Below are 6,375 nucleotides of genomic sequence, written 5' to 3'. Positions count from 1 at the left end.
TGCTTATGGCTATGGTAGAGCAGTAGCATATTATGATCTGTTCGGATTATTGTAAAAAGAGCTATACTATCGGCACACTAGTTGACGTTGTAGCAACCGTGGTCGCTTGTGAAGTAGTAGTTGTTTTTGCTACTGTCGTTGACTCCGTTGAAGGTTTACTTATTGTAGAAGTAGGTGCAACGGCTTCCGTTGTCAATTTAGTAGTCTTCACAGCGTCGGTTTCTGCTGTGCTAGTATAGCTCTTTTTACAATAATCCGAACAGACCGTAATATGCTACTGGCCTGCTATAGCCATAAACACATATCTTATCGCATTTGGACTATTATAAGAAAGGCTATAATTGCAGCAGTCGGCGTTTTCTTAGAAGTCACAACCGTTTCTGCAACAGTTATAGGAGCCACGGTACTACTAGAAATAATATCTGGCGTTAATCGACCGTTAATGATATTAACAAAATCACTGAGAGTTTTGATGCTATTTGCCGGTATTATTGTTGCTTCAGAAGATTTTCCAGAGCCGTTTTGATTAAAAGTTACAATATTTTCTCCACTTACCGCAGTTACGATAAAACCACCCTGACCGTTGCCTTTAATATATAATTGCTCTATAGGATCTGTAAATTGATAGATAGGAAAATCTGACACTGATCCATTTTTAAGTAGAGTTGCTATATGTAACATCTGCTCATTAGCTGATTGGTCATTTTCAAGAAAAGCAACTAGATCATTTCCTTCAGTTTGTTCAACATACTGCAAAAAGCTTATTTCATGTTCTCTAGAAAGAGATAGTGCTTTATTATCTATTTGACCTTTTCGATTACCAAGTAAAAAGCCATTAACTCCATCCTTCAGACCCTGAATCACTTTAGCCATATCAAATTTAAAAATACGTGTTCTTCTCACCTCTTGATTTTCCTTAGTAATCCTTTTGCTCACTTGCGAATAAAGCATCGTGTTTCCATTTAATGCCAATTGCCCCTGATTATCAAAATTGAACAATTTTCTTTCTGTAACACCTTTTTCTACAGTCAATACCTTAAATTTTCCGCTCTCGCTTGACTTTAAGTACCAAGAAACTAAAGTTTGATCCTTTAAGTTATGGGCGATTACAATTACGTCACCATTACCAACTTTCACTGCTCTTGGTTGAAAGTAACTATTGCCCACATTTGCAAGACTATTATTATCAATATTCTTTTGTAATTTTCTTTTATCTAAATGTTCAACTGAAGGAGTATTAACTGATTGTTTAATTCCGTAAGTGTTAAAAGATAAGCCTTTAACGCATTTTTCTCCTTCTTCGCTAATTCCTTCTTCAGGAAAGATAACTCCAACTTTGTCTATTTCAGCTGAATCTTCTATTAATGTGAGAGATAATTGATCTTTGAATTCATTTGCTACGCTGATATTTGTACCACATTCGTATGTTTTTGATTGATATAATGGACTAATAAGTAATTTTACTTTACTGCTCCCATTGCCATTATCTTGATAGCTGAGTCCGTAAGCAACTCCATTCCCCTCAATTAATTCTACGTTTGTTGGATTAAAACCTATCGCTTCTTTAATTTCCTGTGTATTTGAGTTGATCCCGAGCAATCTTCTTAATATAGACATAATTTTATTTAAAATATTAATAAAATGCTATTATGATTACTCCTGTGTGTTAATGTCAATGAAAATTTTAACTAAAATTAAAAAATTAATATAATATTTTATACTAAAAGGTAAATATAAGCTTGAAGAGGGCTAAGAAGCTTTATGCTATTTCTCAAAAAACCAACAATTGCAATCATTGGTTCTACATGTATAATCTGTTAAAGTTTACACGAGTCTCATGAATGATAGAAAAAGAAGAGCAGTTTAGTTTTACATCAGAAAACCTCAAGAAAGCGGGAAAGTTTATAGAGATGTATCCCAAAGGTAGAGAAGGTAGTGCTGTTATGCCTTTACTATATCTGGTTCAAGAGCAATGCGGATGGGTTTCTGAATCTGCTATGCATTATGTTGCTGATATGCTGCATATTCCACATATTCGTGTATATGAAGTGGCAAATTTTTACACCATGTATAATTTAAAACCAGTAGGCAAATATCTAATACAAATTTGTAGAACAACTCCTTGCTGGTTGTGCAATAGTGAAGAAGTTTTAAATACCTTTAAAAAAAAACTTGGAATCAATATCGGTGAGACTACTAAAGATAATTTGTTCACTTTAAAAGAAGTTGAATGCCTAGGTGCATGCGTTAATGCTCCCGTTGTGCAGATCAATAATGACTTCTATGAAAATCTTACTCCTGAGAAAGTAGAAAACATCATAACAGAACTTTCAGGCAAATAGATGAAAGAAGAATTTTCATTCAAGAGAATCAAGCAATCAGGTTCTGCAAGAGTTGGAACAATTAAAACTCCAAATGGAAGCGTAGAAACCCCAGCTTTTATATTCTGCGCAACAAAAGCTGCAATTAAAGCTGCAGATATTGAAAGAATAAGTGAAGCTGGTACCCAAATCATACTTTCCAACACCTATCACCTAATGCTTCAACCAGGAGAGAATACTGTTGCAAAACTTGGTGGTTTGCGCAAGATGATAGGATGGAATGGGCCAATGCTAACTGACTCAGGTGGATATCAGATATTTAGCTTAGGCCACGGATCAGTTTCGGAAGAGATAAAAGGAATAAGAAAAAAACAAAAAACTTTGATCAAAATTAATGAGGATGTGGCAATTTTTCGTTCTTACATTAATGGTAAAATTTATTGCTTAACTCCTGAAAAATCTGTACAAATTCAACAGAAATTAGGTGCAGATTTAATCCTAGTTTTAGATGAATGCACTCCATTTCACGTAAGCAAAGAATACACAGCAAAATCAATGCTCATGAGCCACAGATGGGCTGAACGTTCTTTAAATGAATTTGAAAAAAACAATAATGGCAAGCAGGCACTGTATGGAATTAGTCAAGGCGGAGTGTATCAAGATTTACGTAGAGAAAGTTGTGATTTTATCAACGATTTGCCATTTTTTGGTCAAGCAATAGGTGGATCACTTGGTCAAAGTAAAGAGCAGATGCATGATGTAGTTTCTTTCACTATGGACCACCTGAAAAAAGACAGGCCTACTCATTTGCTTGGTATTGGTGGAATTGTGGACATCTTTCGCGGAGTAGAGCTTGGAATTGACACGTTTGATTGCGTGCATCCAACCCGCTTAGCAAGGCATGGTGGCGCACTTGTTAAAGTAAAAAACAGAAATTCTATTTCTTCAAAGTGCAAAGAGCATATTAATTTGCGGAATCAACGATTTGAGCTGGACAACAACCCAATTGAAAGTGACTGTTTATGCTTTACCTGCAGAAAACATTCAAGAGCTTATATACACCATTTACTGAAAGCTAAAGAGCTCCTGGCTTACACGCTCGTTACCATTCATAATATTTTCTTTATGAATAAGTTAATGGCATCAATAAGGCAGGCTATATTAGATGATAGGCTAGATCGGGAGAAAAATAATTGGATTAGTGAGATACCACTACACTGTGAATTATACACCTAGTTCATATTTTTCTACGCTTATTTTATATTCCCTAAAACAGAAAAAGCCTTCCTCTTCCTACTCTTTCTTCCTTGGCTAATCCATAGTTAGCGTCTTTTGCACATGTGCGTTGCATTTTTTAATCTTCTTTAAAAACTTGACAATACATGACAACACTGGTATGTTAAAAATATAGTTTTTGTGAGGTATTTATGGTTAACAATAAAGAAAAACATCAAATAGCGTTTTGCGTTTCAGCCGTTACATTCTTAGCTGGGTTATCATTAATCGCAACTGCAATTGCAGTGGGTACCGTACCTGCTATAGCTGCTTGTCTAGTGATAGGAGGAATTTTGACTGTCTTGTCTGGTGTGCAAGCAGTAGAAAGCTATTTATTTTTACGAAACAGCGAGAAAACTTTGAATAAACTGATAAGTAATATACGCGATGAACCAGAAAGTAAACTTTTTATAAAAAGGATTTTGCAACCGTTCATTGAACTTTTTAGTGAGCTTAAGCAACATAATTAAAGTACACTAAGCTTTAAGCATAGAAACCACTTTATCGTAACTTGGCAATGATTCAATTTCTCCAATTGCAGCTAGAGTGGTTTTTTCATGCTGAGATAACAATTCTTCTGCTGCTTTTTTTACGTTAGCAGTGGTAACTGCACTAATTTTTTCTATTAATTCATTTTTACTGATGTACCTATTATAGTTACCGTAGTAGTGTCCCAATGTTTCAGCACGTGAGCTAACACTTTCGCGTGACATCAAAATTTGGGATTTTACTCGCTCTTTCACTCTATTTACTTCTTCTTCCTTCAGATCATCTGTAGACAACTTCTTCAACTCTGTCGTTATAGATTTTAAAAGCTTATCTAAGTTACTACTGTCTGTACCAGCAAAAATGGAAAACATTCCTGTATTAGTATAGCTGGAATTAAATGAATAAACAGAGTAAGCTAATCCCTGCTTTTCCCTTACTTCCTGGAATAAACGTGATGACATTCCGCTCCCTAATATAGAATCAAGCACTTGAAACGTGTGATATTTATCGTCATGGCGAGAAACACTAGGTAGACCAATTAGCAAGTGTACCTGATCTAATTTACGATGTTCTAAATACTCACCACCAGTACAGCTCGCATTTTGGCTTTTTTTCAGCTTTTTAGAATGAATCTTTGAGAGAAAATCTTTGGTTAATGCAACAACTTCTTCATGTTCAACATTTCCTGCAACGGCAAATAGCATATTCTCACCAAAGTAATGCTCATTTATGTAATTATCTAGATCTCCTCGAGTAAAAGATTTTACAGTATTTTGCGTGCCTAAGATTGACCTACCAAATGGTTGGTCTTTATAAGCTGCCTCAAAATATTTGTCGAAAATAATGTCACTTGGTGAATCATTAGTTTGAAAAATCTCTTGTATTACAACACCCTTCTCACGTTCCAATTCATCTTCTGGAAACGTGGAATTCATCAATATATCTATTAATATATCAATACCAGTTTTTATGTCTTTCTTGAGGACTTTTGCATAATAGGTGGTGCTTTCCCTACCGGTGCTAGCGTTGAAAACTCCACCTATGTCATCAAAAGCTTTTGCAATTTCAAAGGCAGTTCTTGTCTTCGTCCCTTTGAAAGCCATGTGTTCTAAAAAATGGGATATTCCATTTTGCTTTGCACTTTCTGCTCTACTGCCAACACCAACTCGTATGCTTAAAGCTACGGAATCAATATCACGCACCTGCTCAGTTATTATGCGCAGACCATTATCTAATTTTGTTACCAGTGGTATATTCATCTCATATATTCTTCTAAGTTCTCTTCTGCAAAATCCCAATTAATCAAATGATCAAGGAAAACTTTTATGTAGTCAATTCTACGGTTTTGACAATCTAAATAATAGGCGTGCTCCCACACATCCATAGTGAGTAGTGGCACTTGGCCATAAATTATTGGCAAATCTGCATTTGGAGTCTTGGTGATTTTGAGCTTTCCTAACCTACCTTTTTCGAGCACTAACCATACCCATCCACTGCCAAACTGGCTTACTCCATGACTCGAAAATTCTTCATAAAATTTATCAAAGCCACCGATATCGTCTTGAATTTTTTTTGCTAGAAGACTACCATCTTTAGGCTTACCACCACCATTTTTTTTCATTGAATTCCAATAAAAAGTATGGTTCCAAACTTGTGCTGCATTATTAAATATAGGCAAGTTGCCGCTATTACGATGCACTTTTGTAATTAATTCCCCAATTTTTACATGTTGATAATCTGTATTTTCAACTAGCTCGTTGAGTTTATTTAAATATACCTTATGGTGCTTATCATAATGAAAATCTAAGGTTTTTGCAGATATATAAGGCTCCAAAGCTGTTTTATCGTATGGTAATTCAGGTAAAGTAAAACTCATAAAAACCTCTTTATTTCTAACCTACTTGGATGGTAGGGCAATATATGCTTTTGTGCAACATGTAATTAATAGCTAAAACATTTAGGTATCTATTGCATTATTCTAAATTATACTACAATAACGATTATTATATAAGCCATAGAAATGGATTAAATGCAAAAGTTACTTGACACCCTTCGCCAACCACATTATCATGAAACTGAAGCTATTTATTTATCCTCTCTGTACAGATTAAATGAAAAAAAACTCACGTATCTGGCGTCTTATGGTTAATTTTTTGCACTATGTGCACCTTATGTCTTATAAAATTTCTACCTACATAAGCTGAAACGCGCTTATAAAGCGTTTAAAACATAAAAAAACGCCAACTTAAAAAATGGATAGTGAATAACTAGCTACCCTAGGGTTTCTTTT

Annotated in this window: 7 protein-coding genes; 4 read left to right on the top strand and 3 right to left on the bottom strand. The window is 34.9% G+C overall.

Translation table 11 applies throughout. The annotated features are described in order from the left end of the window. Positions 1-32: 32 nt before the first annotated feature. On the top strand, positions 33-239 hold the full coding sequence (locus tag OZD68_RS06110; protein WP_182309350.1) for a hypothetical protein: 207 nt from the start codon (positions 33-35) through the stop codon (positions 237-239). 67 nt (positions 240-306) lie between these two features. On the opposite strand, the gene OZD68_RS06105 is transcribed toward OZD68_RS06110, so the two are convergent. Continuing rightward, entirely contained in the window at positions 307-1,617 is a 1,311-nt protein-coding gene (locus OZD68_RS06105) for a hypothetical protein (protein WP_275009251.1), read from the bottom strand. A 224-nt stretch (positions 1,618-1,841) separates the two neighbouring features. On the opposite strand from OZD68_RS06105, the gene nuoE reads away from it, so the two are divergent. From nuoE to OZD68_RS06090, 3 genes are all read left to right on the top strand, one after another. Continuing rightward, a complete protein-coding gene (nuoE, locus tag OZD68_RS06100; protein WP_182309349.1) occupies positions 1,842-2,342 on the top strand; it encodes an NADH-quinone oxidoreductase subunit NuoE in 501 nt (166 codons plus the stop codon). Then, entirely contained in the window at positions 2,343-3,557 is a 1,215-nt protein-coding gene (gene tgt, locus OZD68_RS06095) for a tRNA guanosine(34) transglycosylase Tgt (RefSeq protein WP_182309348.1), read from the top strand. Positions 3,558-3,748: 191 nt separating this feature from the next. Then, on the top strand, positions 3,749-4,066 hold the full coding sequence (locus tag OZD68_RS06090) for a WD_0736 family protein (protein ID WP_182309347.1): 318 nt from the start codon (positions 3,749-3,751) through the stop codon (positions 4,064-4,066). Positions 4,067-4,072: 6 nt separating this feature from the next. Here OZD68_RS06090 and OZD68_RS06085 read toward each other — a convergent pair whose 3' ends face one another. Beyond that, positions 4,073-5,344, bottom strand: coding sequence for a M16 family metallopeptidase (locus tag OZD68_RS06085; RefSeq protein WP_182309346.1), 1,272 nt, complete (start codon positions 5,342-5,344; stop codon positions 4,073-4,075). Then, complete coding sequence (locus OZD68_RS06080; protein WP_182309345.1) at positions 5,341-5,961, bottom strand: superoxide dismutase; 621 nt, start codon at positions 5,959-5,961, stop codon at positions 5,341-5,343. Before OZD68_RS06080 ends, OZD68_RS06085 begins: the two co-directional genes overlap by 4 nt. Positions 5,962-6,375: the final 414 nt, after the last annotated feature.

It is taken from the genome of Wolbachia endosymbiont of Drosophila bicornuta (genome assembly GCF_028982105.1).
In the GTDB taxonomy this organism is placed as follows: Bacteria; Pseudomonadota; Alphaproteobacteria; order Rickettsiales; family Anaplasmataceae; genus Wolbachia; species Wolbachia pipientis.
This window is presented reverse-complemented; position numbering and strand designations above follow the sequence as displayed.